Source organism: Listeria marthii (assembly GCF_014227425.1).
Lineage (GTDB): Bacteria > Bacillota > Bacilli > Lactobacillales > Listeriaceae > Listeria > Listeria marthii.
In genome coordinates this window covers 131,471-150,569 of record NZ_JAASWB010000007.1, presented here as the reverse complement: position 1 = coordinate 150,569, position 19,099 = coordinate 131,471, and the positions used below count along the sequence as shown (strand labels likewise).

16 protein-coding genes and 1 CRISPR repeat array are annotated in these 19,099 nt (G+C 37.4%); of the genes, 11 read left to right on the top strand and 5 right to left on the bottom strand.

Annotated elements, in window-relative coordinates; genetic code table 11:
• Positions 1-54: 54 nt before the first annotated feature.
• From HCJ55_RS12885 to HCJ55_RS12870, 4 genes are all read left to right on the top strand, one after another.
• On the top strand, positions 55-279 hold the full coding sequence (locus HCJ55_RS12885) for a DUF896 domain-containing protein (RefSeq protein ID WP_003721282.1): 225 nt from the start codon (positions 55-57) through the stop codon (positions 277-279).
• Between the two features lie 140 nt (positions 280-419).
• A complete protein-coding gene (locus HCJ55_RS12880; RefSeq protein WP_003725720.1) occupies positions 420-1,355 on the top strand; it encodes a ribose-phosphate diphosphokinase in 936 nt (311 codons plus the stop codon).
• 244 nt (positions 1,356-1,599) lie between these two features.
• Positions 1,600-2,151: direct repeats of the CRISPR family, unit length 30 nt; unit sequence GTTTTAGATACTTATTGTGAAATGTAAATA.
• A 191-nt stretch (positions 2,152-2,342) separates the two neighbouring features.
• Positions 2,343-2,921 (top strand): hypothetical protein, encoded by a 579-nt coding sequence (locus tag HCJ55_RS12875; protein ID WP_185518498.1) that lies wholly within the window; start codon positions 2,343-2,345, stop codon positions 2,919-2,921.
• An 85-nt stretch (positions 2,922-3,006) separates the two neighbouring features.
• Positions 3,007-3,687, top strand: coding sequence for a type 1 glutamine amidotransferase (locus HCJ55_RS12870; protein WP_185518496.1), 681 nt, complete (start codon positions 3,007-3,009; stop codon positions 3,685-3,687).
• A 20-nt stretch (positions 3,688-3,707) separates the two neighbouring features.
• On the opposite strand, the gene HCJ55_RS12865 is transcribed toward HCJ55_RS12870, so the two are convergent.
• Together HCJ55_RS12865 and HCJ55_RS12860 are read right to left on the bottom strand one after the other, a co-directional pair.
• Positions 3,708-4,067 (bottom strand): Lin0512 family protein, encoded by a 360-nt coding sequence (locus tag HCJ55_RS12865; protein ID WP_181334177.1) that lies wholly within the window; start codon positions 4,065-4,067, stop codon positions 3,708-3,710.
• Between the two features lie 6 nt (positions 4,068-4,073).
• Positions 4,074-4,532, bottom strand: a complete 459-nt coding sequence (locus tag HCJ55_RS12860) for a MarR family transcriptional regulator (RefSeq protein WP_185518494.1) — start codon at positions 4,530-4,532, stop codon at positions 4,074-4,076.
• Positions 4,533-4,913: 381 nt separating this feature from the next.
• Here HCJ55_RS12860 and HCJ55_RS12855 point away from each other — a divergent pair, with 381 nt between their 5' ends.
• Both HCJ55_RS12855 and HCJ55_RS12850 read left to right on the top strand, forming a co-directional pair.
• Positions 4,914-6,716, top strand: a complete 1,803-nt coding sequence (locus tag HCJ55_RS12855) for a LapB repeat-containing protein (protein WP_185518492.1) — start codon at positions 4,914-4,916, stop codon at positions 6,714-6,716.
• Positions 6,717-6,815: 99 nt separating this feature from the next.
• Positions 6,816-7,247 carry a universal stress protein gene (locus HCJ55_RS12850; protein WP_185518531.1) on the top strand — a complete coding sequence of 144 codons (432 nt, stop codon included), beginning with the start codon at positions 6,816-6,818 and terminating at the stop codon, positions 7,245-7,247.
• Positions 7,248-7,295: 48 nt separating this feature from the next.
• Here HCJ55_RS12850 and HCJ55_RS12845 read toward each other — a convergent pair whose 3' ends face one another.
• From HCJ55_RS12845 to HCJ55_RS12835, 3 genes are all read right to left on the bottom strand, one after another.
• Entirely contained in the window at positions 7,296-8,726 is a 1,431-nt protein-coding gene (locus HCJ55_RS12845; protein ID WP_185518490.1) for a CapA family protein, read from the bottom strand.
• A 119-nt stretch (positions 8,727-8,845) separates the two neighbouring features.
• Positions 8,846-9,661 carry a histidine phosphatase family protein gene (locus tag HCJ55_RS12840; protein WP_185503108.1) on the bottom strand — a complete coding sequence of 272 codons (816 nt, stop codon included), beginning with the start codon at positions 9,659-9,661 and terminating at the stop codon, positions 8,846-8,848.
• Positions 9,662-9,946: 285 nt separating this feature from the next.
• Complete coding sequence (locus tag HCJ55_RS12835; protein WP_008946948.1) at positions 9,947-10,315, bottom strand: DUF1304 domain-containing protein; 369 nt, start codon at positions 10,313-10,315, stop codon at positions 9,947-9,949.
• A 146-nt stretch (positions 10,316-10,461) separates the two neighbouring features.
• On the opposite strand from HCJ55_RS12835, the gene HCJ55_RS12830 reads away from it, so the two are divergent.
• The 5 genes from HCJ55_RS12830 (at position 10,462) to HCJ55_RS12810 (ending at position 19,097) form a co-directional block, all read left to right on the top strand.
• Positions 10,462-11,877: a DHA2 family efflux MFS transporter permease subunit gene (locus HCJ55_RS12830; protein WP_185504452.1), complete on the top strand. Its 1,416-nt coding sequence runs from the start codon at positions 10,462-10,464 to the stop codon at positions 11,875-11,877.
• Between the two features lie 132 nt (positions 11,878-12,009).
• Positions 12,010-13,014 carry an ROK family transcriptional regulator gene (locus HCJ55_RS12825; RefSeq protein ID WP_185518529.1) on the top strand — a complete coding sequence of 335 codons (1,005 nt, stop codon included), beginning with the start codon at positions 12,010-12,012 and terminating at the stop codon, positions 13,012-13,014.
• A 277-nt stretch (positions 13,015-13,291) separates the two neighbouring features.
• Entirely contained in the window at positions 13,292-16,279 is a 2,988-nt protein-coding gene (locus HCJ55_RS12820; RefSeq protein ID WP_185518488.1) for a type I restriction endonuclease subunit R, read from the top strand.
• A gap of 47 nt (positions 16,280-16,326) precedes the next feature.
• Entirely contained in the window at positions 16,327-17,916 is a 1,590-nt protein-coding gene (locus HCJ55_RS12815) for a type I restriction-modification system subunit M (protein WP_185518486.1), read from the top strand.
• Entirely contained in the window at positions 17,913-19,097 is a 1,185-nt protein-coding gene (locus HCJ55_RS12810; protein ID WP_185518484.1) for a restriction endonuclease subunit S, read from the top strand. The genes HCJ55_RS12815 and HCJ55_RS12810 overlap by 4 nt, the downstream gene beginning before the upstream one ends.
• The last annotated feature ends 2 nt before the right edge of the window (positions 19,098-19,099 follow it).

Here is a 19,099-nt window from a genome sequence, read left to right as displayed (position 1 = left end):
ATAATTTGGTTAGTTACTTATTAAAAGTAACTTTAAAATGATAGGAGGGATAGCATGAAATTGTTATTAAAAAATATTAATGAACTTGCTGCAAAACAAAAAAGTGAAGGATTAACTGCTTTTGAAAAAGAAAGACAAGCTGCCCTTCGTCAAGAATACTTGAAAAAAATCAGAGGGACAGTCCAAGATAATTTACATCATGTAACGATTATTGACCCACTTGGCGATGACGTAACTCCAAAAAAACTCAAAGAAATCCAAGCCGAATTAAGAGGCTGACATAAATAAAAAGGTTGAAAGAGCGCTAATTGCTTTTTCGACCTTTTTTGATTTGTGAAACATTTTAGCTAGTAGACAATGCCTAGACAGTTCTATATAATAATAAGGAGAAGAAATCAGTACGGCGGAAGGAGATAGCAATGGCAGGCAAAATGAAACTTTTTTCTGTGACGAGTGAGAGACCACTTGCGACAAAAATTGCAGATTATCTAGATATACCTTTATGTGAGGTGGAGCTCCAAAAGTTCAGTGATGGAGAAGTGAAAATTAATATTGAGGAAAGTATCCGCGGAACGAACGCGTATGTAGTTCAATCGATGAACTCAAACGTCAACGAACGCCTAATGGAACTTTTAATCATGGTAGATGCCTTAAAACGCGCTTCCGTTCACTCAATCAATATAATTATGCCTTATTATGGCTATGCTCGTCAGGACAGAAAAGCACGCTCAAGAGAACCAATTACCGCCAAATTAATGGCCAATTTAATTCAAAGAGCTGGAGCAGACCGTTTAATCACAGTAGATTTACACGCAGCTCAAATTCAAGGCTTTTTCAACATTCCAATCGATCATCTTTCAGCAATTCCGCTAATTGGTGATTATTTGATAGAAAATTACGGCGAAAAAGACGTTGTCGTAGTCGCGCCAGATCACAGCGGCGTAGTTCGCGCCCGCAGAATCGCCGACCGACTAAACGCGCCAATCGCTATTTTAAACCGTAAACCAAGACCGCATGAAGACGAAATCATGAGTGTCATTGGTGATGTAAAAGGCAAAGTCGCAATCGTTGTCGATGATATTATCGATACCGGCGTCCGTGCCACCACTTCAGCTGATATTTTATTAGAAAAAGGTGCCGTAGAAGTCATCGCTTGCGCAACTCACTCCGTCATGGCCGGAAACGCAACCGAACGTTTACAAAATTCTAATATCAAAGAAGTCATCACATCTGACTCTATCGACCTTCCAGAAGATAAACAATTCGACAAACTAACAACCATTTCTATCGGCCGTATCTTAGGCCGCGCAATCGAAGGCGTTCAAGAAAATCGCTCGTTGCATCCGTTGTTTTAAGGATTAATGAAGAAAACAGTAACTTTTAGAGTTGCTGTTTTTTTGTGTTTGGTTGTTTGTCGACCTTTGGTAGCATGAAAAAGGCTGGGGATCGACAGAAAGATGGGAATGGTTGGGGTGAGGGGAGTTTGGTGGTTTTTGGTTTTGAAAACCATGTAGAGAAGGATGGATTTTCATTGGTTTTCAGTCGGTCGACAGAAATAGGCTTTTGAGGTAAGATGGGAGTAAGAAGAAAAGTTAGCGGGTTTTAGATACTTATTGTGAAATGTAAATACGATACCACGCAAATCAACAGAATTTATTTGTACACGTTTTAGATACTTATTGTGAAATGTAAATATATATCTTACCGTAAAACTATCTGTGTCCATGTTTGTTTTAGATACTTATTGTGAAATGTAAATAATGAGTAAACTTGCGAAAGAGCAAGAGCTCGCAGGGTTTTAGATACTTATTGTGAAATGTAAATAAAATGGACTTTAAATCAAATCCTGTGCGGATGTATGTTTTAGTTACTTATTGTGAAATGTAAATCTCGGTTATTGTGATGCAAAGGTGTCTATGGACGACGTTTTAGATACTTATTGTGAAATGTAAATAGATGCTTGGGCAGCGTGGAAACAAACGGCTGTTGAGTTTTAGATACTTATTGTGAAATGTAAATCTCTTAGTTTCGCGATAACACTTTCCACTTTAGCTATGTTTTAGTTACTTATTGTGAAATGTAAATAGTAATGGGACATCAGAGAAAAATTATGTAGACACCGTTTTAGATACTTATCGTGAAATGTAAATCATTTCTATTTCCTATACAAAAAAGCCAACCAACAGGATTTAGGCTTATTTTTTATCCCCCTCGTTAACAATTCCGCAACAAACACACCAAAAACCCCCAATTTCCTCTGAACCTCCAACTACACCACACGCCCAACCTATGCTAAACTCAAAGAGAAGCCAATACCACATACATAAAAGGAGGATTTAAAATTGAAAAAGACCCTAATCCCAATACTACTCCTAACAATTATCCTGGCAAGCTGCTCCTCTCCAAGCGAAAAAGTAACAAAAGACACCAAAATCTCCAAAACAATCACCATCCGAGCAGATTATAACATCCCCAAAAACATGAAAGAACTAGCAAATAACAGCAATAACATAGTCAAAGTAAAGCTGCTGCAAAATAAAGACATTGGCAAAGAAAGCAACACAATTAGTGAAGTAGAAATTTTAGCTTCCTACAAAGGCGACCTAGAAAAAGGTGATAAAATAGACATTTCAGAACCATGGTACTTAAGCTCAGGCAAATACGTCGCTGTCGAAAACTACATTGCACTAGAAAAAGAGCAAACATACACCATGTTCCTCGGCAAAACAGATAAAGACATCCATCCCATTACTAGCATGGGTTACGGCAAATTCAGCAAAAACAAAAAAGAAGCCCAATCCGTACTCGCTGATTTTAATACACTCGGGGAAGTACAAAAATACGATTTTATCTCAGAAAATCCGGATGATGTAGAAAACTACCAAGCAATCAAACAACAAATTTCCGCAAAATATAAATGAATAGATCCAAATACCTGCTAAAAAGCGCAGTTGCACAAATCAAAAAATTCCGTCATAATAGAAAAAAATGACAGGAGCTGATAAATTGATTATTGATGTATTGCAACATGTGCCGCATGAAGGACCTGGACTTATAGCGAATTGGGCGAAAGAGAATCAGCATCAGTTAAAAATACATTTATTATTTGAAGAAAATGCTCATGTTCCAAATGACTCGGATTTTTTAATCGTTCTTGGTGGGCCGATGGGGATAAATGATACCGCGGAATTCCCATGGTTGGCTGACGAACGTGCTCTAATAAAGCGATTAAGCGAACAAAACAAACCTATTTTCGGTGTTTGTCTCGGCGCGCAACAAATTGCCGCAACATTCGGAAGTGAAATTACGGTAAATAAAGAAAAAGAAGTGGGTTGGTTCCCGGTCAAAAGAACTTCTGACAAGCTACTATTTTTCCCAGAATCACTCCATGTTTTCCACTGGCATCAAGACACATTTTCGTTACCAGCTGGCGCGACACGTTTATTTTCGAGCGAAGGCTGTTTAAATCAAGCTTTTCTGTATGCTGAAAACATTATCGGCTTACAATTTCACTTTGAAATGGAAAAGGCTGGGATTGAGACGATTTTGCAGATTGATGAGGAATTTATCACACCGGGCCAATATGTTCAAAGCCTTGCAGAAATGCGGGTGGAGGATGTTCCAGAAGATAATAAACAAATGCTTGAAGCCATTTTGGACTATTTAATAGATACAAAAACCATCTGACTAATCAGATGGTTTTTTCTTTAATATCCAGTTTCAACAGATGCGTTGACGATATACATTAAATCGTTCTTATCCTCTTTGTCCTCCAAGAAAATGCCGCTCGTTGTCATCATTCCGCCAGCCATTTTCTCGATAGTCACGGTACCATAAGGGATAATCGCGCGAATCGTATCTTCATCGAGCTTATCTGCGTCACATGGTAATGCCAATTTGATATTAACGACCATATTTTGCAAGTCGCCATCTGGTAAAAGCCCTTGAATTCCGGGCATCGAGTTAGTAAAAATCGCGTTCCGCACAGCACGTTCAGCTGCTTTTGTTATATTTTGACCATGGACATCGACGCCAAAGCCAGTTTGGATAAATAGAATTTGTTCCATCATAAATCACTCCTTAAAATCTTTTATTAAAGCGGCGCCCGGTCGGTTTTTTGCATAGCCTTCCATTACTTCTGTGAAATGCTTTCCGTCCATATCTGAGGAGTCGGCGAAAATTTCTGCCATTTGTTTGCGTTGTGCGGCGCCGAGTTCGTTTTCTAGGTCTTTGCCAGCTGTCGTTAGGAAAATACAGCGTTGGCGTTTGTCGCGTGTACCTTGTTCAATCGTGAGGAGTTCGCGCTCTTTGAGTTCCGCGAGTGGTTGGTGTAAGGCTTGTTTGGATATTTCTAAAAATGTTAAAAGTTCATTAATGGTAAGGCCAGGCATCCGCGCTGTGAAAAATAAAATACGATGATGCAATCTTTTTAGTGAATGTTTGGCAATAATTAAATCAGCTGTCTCTGTAAAAGCCTTATAACCGAAGTAAAATAAAGCAATTTGTTGATTCATGTTTTGCTCATTGTTCATAAATATACCCCTTTTTCTGTCAATATCAACAGTATAGCATAAATAAGGAAAAGCAATAGCGGTTAGAGCATCACTTTTTTAGAGCATTTTCTGGCTTTAAAATGATAATTATTTAACTAAAACTAAATAGATTTGTGTAATATTAGTATTCCAAAACAGACGTTTGTGTACAAAATGTTACGTTAATGGAATTTTCGAATTTCTTTTATTTGGATAAAAAAACGCTTTCTTTATTGATTTAAAGCCATTTACTTAAAAATAAGATTGAATAATATGAATATTAAAGCAAATCAAACGTGAAATATATTACGAAAACGTATTGAGAGTTGCTTTTTAGGCGGTTATACTTTGGGAAGAAATTAACCACTAAGGAGACTTTATATGAAAAAAGCACTGAAAATATTTCTTGCGATGATTTGTATGTTCATAATGATATATCCTCCCACAGCAGCTCACGCAGAAGAAACGAATAATAATATTACTATTCCAGATACAAATTTAAGAGCCTATCTCAATGGCTTACTCAAACAAGCAAGTGATGCTCCAATAACGAAAACGCAAATGAACACAATCCAAACCGTGACACTTTCTGGAAACACTTTTACAGATTTAACCGGTTTAGAAGAAGCTGATAATCTTGTCACGCTTTCACTCAATAACACCAAAATCACTACACTCGCACCGATAAAAAACCAAACATCTTTGACTTACATAACAGTTGGCGGCGATAACGTAGTAGACAGTCTTTTCGTAGATTTAAATGGACTTGTTAATTTACAAAGCATTAGCATTAGCGGAAGCGAAGTTACACATAATGTCTTCAAAAATTTCAATAAATTACCGAAATTAACCTATATCTACGCGCAAAACTCCATGAAAATCACGGATATTTCAGCGCTCGCATCTTTACCAGCATTGACAACGCTTTTCGTGCAGTTTGACGGAATTGATGATTTTAGACCATTAAATGATTTTGAAAGTTTTAAAAACGGAAATTTAAAAGCACTCGCAGCTTTCGGGCAAAATACCGGAAGAACAAATCCGCGCATTACGCTTAAATCAAGCAAACTGGATTTTAACGAAGCAAACCAAACGTTATATTTACCATTCTCGATGATGCCAAATCCTTTAACTAGTTTTGATGGAACCGTCGCACCTTTTTCAAAATCGACTTCCGCAAGTAATACGTATTTAGGATTTAACGATGTGGCGCTTCCGAGCTCACGTCTGACAATTACCGATGATGGCATTACCGTTAGTGGCGTAACAAAAGAAGAAATCGATAATCTAACCGAAATTGAATATAATGCGCGTTATGATTTCCCGACAGGTAGCTACCCAACACCGCCAAGCATGACGTCTTATACCATTTCAAGCGGAACATACGATCAATATTTTGATATTAGCCACACGCTTGATTTAACGGCCGATGAAAGTTTTGATTACAACCAATATGACGCCATTTCAGAAGCACAATTTTTAAAAGATATACAAGCGAAAACAGATGACGGAACAACTGTGACAAGCGATTTTGACCAAGTTGTGAAGCTCGATGTGCCGGGCGAATATATGGTTACATTGAATGCGGAAAATGCTGCTGGACTTAAAGCGTCACCCGTAAAAGTGAAAGTAACCGTTCATGAAAAACCAGTTATTACAGCAAATCCAAAAATTTCTTATAAGCAAAAAACAACGAAATCCGCAGATGAATTTTTGGCAGAAATCCATAGTTCAGTCACTGGAAATGCCATTTTAACAAGCGATTTTGATAAAGTAGTAGATTTAAACACCTCAGGCGAATACACCGTAACTTTAAATGCTGAAAATGAACGTGGCCAAAAAGCAGATCCTGTAACCGTGATTGTAACAGTAACTGCCGGCAACGATGCAACAGTAATTCCAACCCCAGAAGTAAAACCCACACCTCAAGAGGAAACAGACAAAAACAACACAATCCCAGACATCATTAGCGAAAACTCTGAAGACCAAGCACCAGCGAAAGCGGCGACAGAACCAGCCTCATTAACAACAAAAGAAAATAACGTGGCGAAAACAGAAAATACAAAACAACCAGAGACGAAAGCACTTCCGAAAACTGGCGATAAAGGAATGAGCGCATCACCGTTAGCCGGAATTATGCTTAGTTTCATCGCACTAATTATGTTCAGAAAAAGGAAATCCTAAAATATGTGAAACGATTCGCAAAATCAACGAATGATAGGCCTAAAATCATTTTTATAGGGTATTGAATACTATAAGAAAAGTTGTAGGAGGGTTTATATGATGGAAAAATATCATCGCATTCTTGTAGCAGTGGATGGCTCTGAACCAGCCAAATTAGCTTTTGAAAAAGGACTGGAATTGGCACTCAAACTAGAAGGGGTACTTGGAATTGCAAGTATTGTCGATTTACGTGCCTTTTCTCCAAATGTTTCTTATGATGGTAGCTTGGAAGAAAAAGCCGAACTCGAACTAAAAACGAGCGTCAATGAGTATGCCGACAAAGCCAGAGCAGCAGGAGTGGAACATGTTGAAACTTTTGTGGCTAAAGGAAATCCGAAAATCTTGCTTTCTACCGATATTCCTGCAGAGTTTCAAGCAGATTTAATCATTTGCGGAGCGACCGGGATGAACCGAGTAGAAAAACTAGTATTAGGGAGCGTTTCTTCTTATATTATGGCCCATGCAATTTGTGACACATTAATAGCTAGATAAAAAAGAGTGGCTATCTTCTTAAATGGAAGATAGCCACTCTTTTGCTTATCAAAATGGATCAAAGTAAGTGTATTCAGTTACGCCGCCTTCAATTGGTTTACTGATGCGGTTAAGTTCGTCGACAATTTTTTTAGCATCCTCGCCAAACACGGGAAGCGGCTGGTAATTATTTTCCGTTGTACTACCATCTGAATTTTCATAAGTAGGAACGATGGAAATATCTTTTAGAACAATTTTATTATCTTCTTTTGTAAAGCGAAGTTGGAACATCGAAGTCATGCGCGAAAGTAGAGTTGGATCCGCTCCAAACGCGAAGTCGCCCATACTATAAACGATGTACTTATCTTTATATTTTTCTACACTTTCAAGACGGTGCGGGTGAGAGCCCATAATTATATCAGCACCAGCATCTAAAATCGCGTGGCCAAATTCGGTTTGATAATTCGTTGGCGTTTCGCGGTATTCGACACCCCAGTGCATATTGACGATAACTAGTGTATCTTCTTTTTTGTATTTTTTAACGTCTTTTACAATTCTTTCGAGATAGGCAGGGGATTGCTGACTCATGCGGCAATCGTAGCCAAGCATGACCGTTTTCATGCCTTTAATCGTTGTTTCAAGTGGAGCGTCTGCATTGAAGACTGGAATATTGTTGTCTTTAAATGCTTTTAATGTTTCGTCATAACCGACTTGGAAATAATCCATTGTGTGGTTGTTTGCAAGATTGGCTGCATCGACACCACTTGCTGGCAAAAAGGCTACGTGAGCGGGATCGCTTTTGATACGCCACATTTTATTTTCGGCTTTTGTTGCGTTTGTAAAGGCACTTTCGGCGTTTATTACTGTGTAGTCATCTGATTTGAACCAAGGAAGACAGTTTTTAAAAACATAAGTATTGTCGCCTTTATTTTTTTTGAATACATTATCGAATTTAAGGTGTTCGGGTGTTTCTGGATAGGTTCCGAATGAGTTATCGCCAACCATGGTTAAAGTGACAACACCTTTTTCTTTTAATCCTTGTTGGTTTGTTGCTGCTGCGGCATAAAACCATTCATATTGCGTTGTTTTTTCGACAGCTGATAGTTTTTGTTCGCTTGCGAGAAAGGTTGGATATACTTTACCAAGCGCTTTTTCATCTGCTTTGCCAGTTGTATATGATTCAACGGCCTCTAAGCAAGCTGTTAGATTTTGAAGATATTCGCCGGATTTATTTTCTTCGGCGGGATAGGATTTTAGTTCTTTAATTAATTGATTTAAATCGGAAATAGACGCTTTGTCTGCTCCTGAACTTGCTAGGGCATTCAAAGTTTTCTTAGCTTGTGTTGAAATGGTTTTAACATTAGCTGGCTTTGTTTTTTTAGGTATCTCGGTTGGAGTAGCTTTTTGTTCCGTTTTGTTGGTGGAATTAGTAATCCAAAAAGCGCCGACAATAAAAACAAGTGCCACACCAGTGATAATAATATAAGTAAGTTTCTTCAACTAAATGTCCTCCGTGGTTCCTTTTTCTCTAAGTATAGTAATTGTATGGGAGAAAAACAAGTCTTTATTTAGTAAAACAAAAGCCCAAAATATATATTTTGGGCTTTTAATTGAACTATTTATTTAGAACCATTTTCAACATAGCTTAAATCATTTACATCACCAATAGTGAATTTACCATCTTTGTAAGTGATTTTAGTTACACTTGCATTTTTGATACCAGCAGCAGGAAGTTTATAACCTGGTTCGATAGTATCAAGTAGCGCGCCAATGCTTAGTCCGTGGGAAACTAGTAATACATTGCTATCGCCATTTTTGCTTTCTTTTTTAGCAACTTCTGTTAAACCATCTTTTAGACGAGCTTGGATAGTTGCATAATCTTCAGCAGGCCAGTTTTCGCCTTCTTTAACACGAGTTTTATCAAGAGCAGCTACGCTATCCGCGAAGCCTTTTGGAGAGATACCAGCTTTTTGCCATTCTTCTAAAGTTTTACCTTGGCTTTTCGCAATATCAGTCCACATATTTTCATTTAAATCGCCTTCATAAGAACCAAAATTGAATTCACGGAAACGTGCATCAGTCTGTACTTCTTTATCAGCAGATTTAGCACTTTCTTTTAAAATTAAGTTTGCAGTTTGGATAGCACGACCACTGTCACTGCTGTAAGCTGCAGAGAAATCAACGTCTTTTAATCCTTTACCAGCACTTGTAACTACTTTTTCACCAGCTGGAGTAAGAACTGCATCAGACCAACCTTGTACGCGGTCAGTTGTGTTTAACATTGTTTTACCGTGACGTACTACATAAAATGTTACAGTGCCGTCTTCTTTAGTTTCTTTTGTTTCCTTTTTGTCTGCATCTGTGCTGTTACCACAACCTGCAATTAGCAGTACTGCGCATAAAGCCATCATCAATTTAAAAATATTTTTCTTCATCTTGTTCTCCTTTTTTGTTTTTTTAGCAAAATAAAAACCTAGATAAATCGAAAATTCGCCCAAAAAGCCAATTTTTGATTTATCTAGGTTATGCCCAAGTTGGTTACATTCCTAAATAAGGTTATTTTGTTTATAGGACGATTTTATCATGGATGGAAAGCGGTTACAAGTCTAATTTTGATACTAATTAGAAAAAAATTAGGGGATTTTATTTTTCAAAAGCAGTAATTTTTTCTATAAAGTAAAAAAGGCTCAGATCCAATCCAAGCCTTTTCCTACACTCCTCTAAACCAACAAAACCACAACCAACGCCAAAACTGCCGGCAAACCCTGCTTCACCAAAATCCCTTTAGAAGAAGTCAGCCCGCCAAACAGCGCCGCCACAACCACACAACTCAAAAAGAAAATCTGCACAGTTTCCGCCATTCCAGCCCCAGCGAAAAACAATCCCCACACAAGCCCTGCCGCAAGAAACCCATTATAAAGCCCTTGATTCGCAAACAGCGTCTGTACTTTCTTATTCGCAAGCAGTTCCTTCTCCACACCAAATGTTTTGGCTGCGAGTTTGGTGTTGGCGAAAAACATTTCTAAAATCATTATATAAATATGCTCGATCATTACGATGAAGGTTAAAATAAATGCTAAAATGGCCATGAAAAATCCCTCTTTTCTACTTCGAAGTATAGCATAGCTTGTAAATTTTTCGTAAAAATAGAGCTTGAAACGTTGACTTATTGGCGAAATCTCCGTAATATCAAACGTAGACTACTTAATTTTTAGTCTAAAAAGGGGGAAATTATATGCAACAAGAAGCAACAGGTGGGCAGAAGATTCGGCCGATACCGATTATTGCCTCATTTTTGATGGCGGGGTTCATTGGGCTATTCAGTGAAACTGCTCTTAACATGGCGCTTAGTGATTTGATTCAGGTGTTTGATATTAGTTCAGCGACAGTGCAGTGGCTTACGACAGGTTATTTGCTAACGCTTGGAATATTAGTACCGATTTCGGGATTACTTTTACAATGGTTTACGACACGAGGATTATTTTTCACAGCGGTAAGTTTTTCGATTGCTGGTACGCTGATTGCGGCGCTTTCGCCAACGTTTGCGATGTTAATGATTGGGCGTGTAGTGCAGGCAGTAGGTACGGCGCTATTACTACCATTAATGTTTAACACGATTTTACTGATTTTCCCAGAGCATAAACGCGGCTCGGCAATGGGGATGATTGGGCTGGTAATTATGTTTGCACCAGCAGTTGGTCCGACAATCTCAGGACTTATTTTAGAAAACTTGACTTGGAACTGGATTTTCTGGATTTCCTTGCCATTCCTTATTATTGCGTTATTATTCGGAATGAAATTTATGCAAAATGTTTCGGTTGTTACGAAGCCGAAAATTGATATTTTATCGATTATTCTTTCGACGCTAGGTTTTGGTGGAGTTGTGTTTGCCTTTAGTAGTGCGGGAGAAAATGGTTGGGGAAGCGCGACGGTATTAGTTTCAATTATCGTTGGTGGACTTGCGCTTGGACTTTTTGTTTGGCGCCAACTAACAATGGAAAAACCTTTAATGGACTTGAAAGTATTTAAATACCCGATGTTCACTTTAGGACTTATTTTAGTATTTATCAGCTTTATGATGATTCTTTCGACGATGATTTTACTACCGCTATACTTGCAAAATAGTTTAGCGCTCGCGGCATTTTCGGCGGGACTAGTATTACTTCCGGGTGGGGTGCTGAATGGTTTAATGTCACCATTTACTGGGCGTTTGTTCGATGCATACGGTCCACGCGCACTTGTTATTCCAGGGTTTATCGTAGCGGTTGTGGCACTATTTTTCTTAACGAGAATAGAAGTTGGAACATCTGCATTAACCATCATCGTGCTTCATTCGGTGTTAATGATTGGGATTTCGATGGTTATGATGCCGGCGCAAACGAACGGATTAAACCAATTACCACCAAAATTATATCCTGATGGTACGGCGATTATGAACACGTTGCAACAAGTTTCCGGCGCGATTGGAACGGCTGTTGCGATTACGATCATGTCTGCTGGGCAAAAAGCTTATATGGAAACGGCGCAAGGGATGGGACCTGAACAAATGGTTGCTTCACTGACGGCCGGAATCCAAAATGCCTTTGTTTTCGGGCTAATTATGGCGTGTATTGGGCTTGTGTGCTCGTTGTTTATTCGTAAAGCTAAATAATAAAAGTGAAGAGAACTTCTCGTAATGAGGGGTTCTTTTTTTGTTTTGACAAATGGGGTCAGAGTGGTTAAACTAATAGTGAATATAGTTTATAAAGTTTGTTTATTAACTTTGCGAATGGAGCGATTGATGATGGCGATTCCTCGTGATTTAAAAGAATTGAATAAGAAAAATATCAAGTCGATTTTACGACAACAAGGTGCGATGACAAAAGCGGAAATTGCTGAAGTGACTGGGCTTAGTGTAGTTACAGTGAATAAGTTGATTCATGATTTAGCAGAAAATGAAGAGATTTTGGAACAAGATAATTCGGTTGCGACTGGTGGAAGAAGAGCGGTTTCGTATAAAATTAATCCTAATTTTCAGCAGGTGCTGGTTATTAGTTTGCAAGAAAAGTGGAAGAAAATCACTTATTCTTTTTCGGTCTATAATTTGCTTGGTGAGCCGGAGTTTGTGGAGGATATGTCTGGTGAGGATTTGGATATTAATGCGCTGAAACGGAATACGAAAGATCTTGTTTGCGCTTTTCCGAAGATTTCTTGCGTTGTGATTGGGGTGCCTGGGATTGAGATTGGCGGTAAGCTGCGCGCGATGGACTTTCCGCTACTTTTAAATGTGCAATTGCGGGAGACTCTGGAGGAGGAAGTGAATTTGCCGGTGTTGGTTGAAACGGATACGAATGCGGCGATTTTGGGGTATAAAAATAAGCCGGTTAAAGAGGAGAATATTGTGGGACTTTATTATCCGGAACGTTTTCCGCCGGGTGCAGGACTTTTGATGAATGGCGAGATTTTGAAAGGGCAGAATGGGCTGGCTGGGGAGATTAAGCATATGCCGCTGCAGGTGGACTGGGATAATTTTGACTTTTCGGTGGATGAAATTAAAGCGCATATTCGTAAAATGGTGCTGCTGACGATGAGTTTTTATGATCCGGAAACGATTGTTTTGTATACGAATTTTTATTTTGGGCAGAAGGATTTTATGGAGGAATTGACGGAGGAGTTGAAGCGGGTTTATCCGTATGCGGTTTTGCCGGAGCTTGTGTTGTCGCGTAAGTTTACGACGGATTATCGGATTGGGCTTTTGGCGTTTGGGATTGATTATTTGGAGAATAATATGACGGATTGGCGGATATAACTTTGGAAAGAAAATGCTCTAGATTTTTAGAGCATTTTCTTTATTTTTCAACCAATAATTTTAAGTCTATAAAGAAAAGAGTAATAAAATATAGTTAAGGAGCTGAATTGATATAATTTTTAAACAATAACTTTAATACATGATATAATAACAAGTGTAAATGCAATACTTACACTGAAAAACAGCATAAGCTAAATTTTTTATTGGGACTATGAAGTATGATATAGAGAAAATTACAGTAATAGTTCATAACAAAATTGCGAAAGGACGTATTTATGTGGCAGAAGCAAAATTTGAAGCAGCTTTAATTAAAAAGCTTGAAACTGAAGGATGGACTTATCGGGAAGATTTATCCAATGTTAGTATTAAAAAACTTGAAGAGCATTGGCGTGATATCTTAAATGAAACTAACGCTCATAAACTCAATGGAGTACCATTGTCAGAAATTGAGTTTGGATTAATTCTTCAAGAACTACAACGTATTAGAACACCATATGACGCTCAATTATTACTAGTGGGTGCAGGTGGAGTAGGGTCAATTCCTATTACTCGTGATGATGGTTCAAGCTTGGAAGTTGAAATTTTTTATGAAGATGATGTAGCGGGCGGGCGCTCTCGGTATGAAATTGTCAATCAAGTTAGATTTGACAATTTACCTGAAGGATTAACAACAAAACGTATAATTGATGTAGCTTTACTTATTAACGGTATTCCAGTAGTACATATTGAAGAAAAAGATGAGCATTTACAAAATCAGTGGAGTGCTTTTGAACAATTCAAAGGTTATCATGGTGACGGATTGTATAAAGGGTTATTTGCTTTTGTACAAGTTCAAGTTATCATGAGTCAACATTCGGCACATTATTTTGCTCGTCCAAATGCATTTGATCAATATAATAAAACTTTTGTGTTTGGCTGGCGGGACGAAAATAATAAAGATATTACTGACGCATTTGAATTTATTCATCAAGTAATGAGTATCCCGGCTCTCCACCGCTTAGTTACAGTTAATATGATCCCGGATGCGTCAAATGATAATATTATGGTAATGCGTAGCTACCAAATTCAAGCAACAAGAGAAATTTTACAACGGATGAAAGAGATGGAAGCAAGCGGTCTTGTGCAAAAAGAGGGTGGGTATATATGGCATACAACTGGATCAGGCAAGACAGTTACTTCCTTTAAGGTTGCACAACTCTTAGCATCTGCACCTAGAATTAAAAATGTACTATTCATTGTAGATCGTATTGACTTAATAGACCAAACGCTCGAAAATTTTAAAAGTTTCGCATATACTCACTTTAAAAATCGTATTAAGAAGGTTAATGGAAGAGAATTAAAAAGAGAATTAAAGAGAAAAGGATCCTCGCAAATTTTATTGATTTCAGTTCAAGGATTGACAAAAGCTGTTAAAAAAGGTTTAGAAAATGACGACTGGAATGTCATTATTATGGATGAGGCACACCGAAGTGCGAGTGGAGAATCTGTAAAGTTAATCAAAAAGGCACTCAAGAAGACATCTTGGTTCGGGTTCACCGGTACTCCGAACTTTTACAGTGATGAAATAAATGATGTCGAGACAACTCGAGAAATTTCAACGCATGATATTTTTGGCAAACGACTACATACATATACCATTAAAGATGCTATTGGTGATGGAAATGTCTTAGGATTTGATGTAACTTATTTCAAACCTCATTGGGTGGTTGAACATCCGCAAGAAGACTTTTCTGAAAAAGACTATGAAAAAGAAGTTTATCAAAGTGATGTCTATCGTCAAGAAGTCGTAAAAGATATCCTTGATAACTGGACGAAAACATCTAGTGGGGCTTTAATTGCAGGTAAGCGTGAAGAGAATGCCTTCCAAGCGATGTTTGCAGTGTCGGGTAAGCAAGCGGCTGTGAATTACTATAATATTTTCAAATCGAAAGGATCTCATTTAAATGTAGCAATGACATTTTCTCGTGATGAGTCTAATGAACATGGTACAAAGGAACAAAATGAGGCACTTAAAATTGCGATTAAAGACTATACTGAAAAATTCAATGTTCCAAGCATTTTAGACGCAAAGGATCCAGCTCGAGCTTACATGTTGGATATAACTAAGCGATTAGCACGTAAAAGACCATATAATCAAGGTAAAGAAGAAGATAGATTAGATTTAGTAATTGTTTCAGATCAGCTTTTAACGGGCTTTGATTCAAAGTTCATCAACGTAATCTACATGGACAAAATGCTCAAAGAAGGAATGCTAATACAGGCGATTTCTAGAACAAATCGAACTTTTGACCTTAACAGCAAACCACATGGGAAAGTACGTTTTTATCGCCAAGGTGATGAAATGCGCGAATTTGTTGAAAATGCGCTACGTATTTATACGAGAGGTGGCAATGATACTCTTCAAGAAGCGGAAGAAGAGACAAAAAATCAGCTACCTAAAGATTTAGAAAATGACGATATTCTTGCAAAGCCCCAGAGCCATCAAATCAACGAACTAGAAGAAGCTGTCTTAAGATTGAAAGAGCTTGCTGGCGATGATTTTAGTCAGGTTCCACGAGGCCAAAATGATCTAAAAGAATTTGTTGGTCTTGCTTTAACTACTCAAACCAAGATCCAGCAATTAGTTCAACAGGGCTACGAGCTTGGAAGTGAGATTGAGGAGATAAATGAACAAGGTGAAACGACTGGGAGAATGGTTCGTTTGAACATTTCAAGTATTGATGAATTTGGTGCTTTACAAGCTCGTTTATATGATGCTAAGGAGAAATTACCTCCTGAAGAGCGTCCTGACCTTACTGAAATAAAGATTGGAATTGAATTTTATCATCACGAGATAATTGACTATGATATGTTAGTTGAGCTTCTGAATACCTTTATGGATGAAAAAAATAAAAGTAATAAAGATGCTATCGAAAAACACATCGTACCAATGGATGAAGAAAGTCAACATGAAATCCATGGAATCGTGGATGATATTGAAGCAGGTAATATTACAGAACATTTTACAACCGATTCTCTTCAGGAAACACGTAAGAAATACCGCACGGAACATCGAGAGCTTAAAGTTCGCCGTTGGGCAGCTAACCAAAAAGTCAATGGTAATCGTATTGTTGAAGCTTTCGACTTATTCTTACCAGGGCATACGCTCATTGACAATCCAAAGCTAGCGGATATTGTGCGTGAGATTGAAGAAGAGGAAAATATTGGATTTTTTGAAGCCTCTGATTTTGAAGAAGAGCTAATGGCATTCTTCAATTCGCTATAAGCAAATATGAGTTTTATTTATAATAAGAGAAAGAAGGAACGAACATAATGGCATTATCAACTGAACAAAAAACAAAAATGTGGGCAATGCTCAATCAAACACGCGGTCAAATTGGTTTAACTGCATATAAAGACTATATCTTCGGAATTTTGTTTTATAAATACTTATCTGAAAAAGCAACATATTGGCTAAATAGTGTATTACGTGGGGAAAATTGGGAGAGTGTTTATTCTCAAGATTCCGTAAAGGCCTTAAATTATATGAAAAAGAATCTTGGATATGCGATTCAACCAAATGAATTCTTTGTAGACTGGAAAAAAGCAATTGATACAGACCGTTTCAATATTGGGATGATGACAGATACATTTACGCATTTTAATCAACAAATTGCATTTGAAGCGAAAAATGATTTTGAAGGAATTTTTGATGGCATGCGCTTTGATAGTGCGGATTTAGGTGCTAATGCGCAAGCTAGGGCTAGTGTCATGATTTCTATGATTGAATTGCTATCCTCTCCTGAATTTGATTTATCTGGTAGTAATGATACTGTTTCAGATATTTATGAGTATCTAGTTGCACAATTTGCTACTGTCCTAGCATCTGATATGGGACAATACTATACCCCAAAAGAAATATCTAATGTAATGGCTCAAATTTTAACATTTGGTCGAGAAGATATGGAAAAATTTTCTATCTTTGACCCAACTGTTGGTTCCGGTTCACTTTTACTTACAACAGCAAGTTATATGAAGAACTCAGGTAGACGCGGAGTGATTAAGTATTATGGTCAAGAAAAAGACGCAACACCTTACCGCCTATCAAGAATGAATTTGATGATGCATGGGATTGAATATAATGATATTAATATCAATCATGCTGATACACTTGAAAGTGATTGGCCAGATGGGGTGGTGGATGGAAAAGATACTCCTCGAATGTTCGATGCGGTAATGGCGAATCCTCCTTATTCAGCACATTGGAATAACAAAGATCGTGAAGATGACCCAAGATGGCGGGAATATGGTGTTTCACCTAAGACAAAAGCTGATTATGCCTTTTTATTACACTGTTTGTATCACTTAGAAGATAATGGACGCATGGCGATTATTTTACCACATGGTGTATTGTTCCGTGGAGCTTCTGAGGGGCGTATCCGAAAAGCTTTAATTGATAAGCACCAGATTGAAACGATAATTGGTTTTCCTGAAAAATTATTCTTAAATGCCGCTATTCCTGTTTGTGTTGTTATTTTAAGAAAGAATCGTATTGAGTCAGATGTTCTATTTATTGATGCGAGCAAAGAATTTGAGAAAACGAAAAAGCAAAACAGTTTACGTTCTGAAGATGTAGACAAAATTGTTGATACAGTGATTAATCGTAAAGAGATAGATAAATACTCTCATGTTGCAACATTGGATGAAATTAAAGAGAATGATTATAATTTAAACATTCCTCGATATGTGGATACTTTTGAAGAAGAGGAAGCTATTGATTTGGTGGCACTTGGTAATGAAATAGTTGCATTAAATGCTGATATTAAAAAATCTGAGACCGATTTTCTTGGCTTATTAGATGAATTAGCTGTTACTCCGGATACAAAGGAAATAATTGAAGCTACTAAGGCGGTATTTCGATGAAAAAATTGGAAAAAAGTGTGCCAATAATCCGTTTTAAAGGCTTTTATGAAGCTTGGGAACAGCGTAAGTTAGGGGAAGTGACCGAATCATTCGATGGAAAACGAGTTCCCATTGATTCAGGTCTTCGGATTTCAGGTGAATACCCCTATTATGGTGCTACGGGGATTATCGATTATGTTGATGACTATATATTTGATGGTGAATATGTTCTACTTGCTGAAGATGGAGCAAATATCACTATGAGGAATTATCCAGTAGCTTATTTAACCCAAGGAAAGTTCTGGTTAAATAATCATGCTCACATTATGAGGATGATAGATGGAAGTAACTATTTTTTAGTTCAAGTCTTAGAAAAAATAGATTATATGAAATACAACACAGGAACAGCACAACCCAAATTGAATAGTAAAGTAGTTAAAAATATTGAATTTAAACTTCCACATGTTGAAGAACAACGAAAAATCGGTACCTTCTTCAAGCAACTCGACGACACTATCGCTCTTCATCAGCGTAAGTTAGATGCTTTAAAGCTGATGAAGAAAGGGTTCTTACAGCAAATGTTTCCTAATAATGAGGAGAAAGTTCCTAGATTACGATTCGCTGATTTTAATGAGAAATGGGAACGGTGTAAGATTTCAAGTTTTGCAAGAAACACTTATGGAGGGGGGACCCCTAAGACTAATGTGCCAGAATATTGGCAAGGAAGAATCCCTTGGATACAAAGTGGTGATTTATTAATAGATAGTTTATTTAATATAATTCCTAAAAAACATGTTACAGGTTCAGCTGTAAAAAGCTCAGCAACTAAGTGTATTCCGGCTAATTCAATTGCAATAGTTACTAGAGTGGGTGTAGGGAAATTAGCATTTATTCCATTTGAATACACGACTAGTCAAGATTTTTTATCCCTTTCTAACTTACGAGTAGATTCTAATTTTGGTACTTATTCTATATATATAATGCTTCAAAGAGAATTAAACAATATTCAGGGAAGTACAATTAAAGGGATAACTAAATCAGACTTATTAGAAAAAAATATTAACAAACCATTGAACAGAATAGAACAAGAGAGAATCGGCGTTTCGTTAAAACTACTTGACAATATTATCACTCTTCATCAAAGTAAATTAGAAAAACTTTCTTCTCTAAAAAAAGTTTACTTGCAAAGAATGTTCATATAATA